Source organism: Bradyrhizobium sp. P2_E8, assembly GCF_056403875.1.
The window spans coordinates 1-944 of the sequence record NZ_JBFUES010001650.1; the positions used below are offsets into that span (position 1 = coordinate 1).

The 944-nt window shown below is 65.3% G+C and carries 1 protein-coding gene and 1 pseudogene; both read left to right on the plus strand.

Annotation, left to right across the window (positions count from 1 at the left end; translation table 11 throughout):
• A pseudogene (locus AC1D00_RS42980) lies at positions 1 to 237 on the plus strand (threonine synthase); the annotation flags it as partial.
• A gap of 87 nt (positions 238 to 324) precedes the next feature.
• Positions 325 to 944, plus strand: a 620-nt coding sequence (locus AC1D00_RS42985) for a tripartite tricarboxylate transporter substrate-binding protein (RefSeq protein ID WP_477014905.1), incomplete at its 3' end; no start/stop codon positions are given.

The following is a 944-nucleotide window of genomic DNA, read 5'->3' on the forward strand; positions in this document are numbered from 1 at the left end:
GTCGACGACGACAAGATCTCGGCGGCGCTCAGCGAGGTCGCGCGCGAGGAGGGGCTTTTGCTGTGCCCCGAGGGCGCCGCGACCTACGCCGCCTACAAGGAGAGTCTTGCCGACGGCCGCGTCAGCAAGACCGACCGCGTGATGCTGTTCAACTGCGCGACCGGCCTGAAGTACCCGCTGCCGCCGGTGACCCGCACGCTGGATCGGCACAAGCCGATCGATTTCTCGCAGTTCTAGCGCGTCATTTCGTCTCTTCACGAATGATCCCTCTTCCCCTACGCGGGAAGAGGCAAAAATAAGAATGACATTGCTGGGGAGAGAACAATGAAGAAGGCCGTCTGGGCCGGGCTGATCGGTATTCTCGCTCTCGCCGGCGCTGCGCGCGCCGACGACTATCCCTCGCATCCCATCACCATCATCGTTCCGTTCGCGGCCGGCGGCCCGTCGGATGCGATGGCGCGCGTGCTCGCCGAACGGATGCGGACGACGCTCGGCCAGCCCCTGGTGGTCGAGAACGTCACCGGCGCCGGCGGCTCGATCGGCGTCGGCCGCGCCGTGCAATCACCGCCGGACGGCTACACCATCTCGTTCGGCCATCTCGGCACTCATGTGGCCAACGGCGCGGTCTACAAGCTCAAATACGACCTCGTTGCCGATCTCGAGCCGGTGGTGCTGCTGCCGAGCAATCCGATGATCGTGGTCAGCAAGAACGCGGTGCCCGCGACTTCGCTGAAGGAGCTGCTGGACTGGCTGAAGTCGCGGCCGTCGTCCCCCACGGCCGGTACGGCCGGTGCAGGCTCCGGCAGCCACATCGCCGGCGTCTATTTCGAGAGCGTCTCCGGCATCAAGCTGCAATACGTGCCGTATCGCGGCACCGCGCCTGCGCTGAACGATCTCATCGCCGGCCAGATCGACKTCATCGTCGACCAGACCTCCAACTCCAT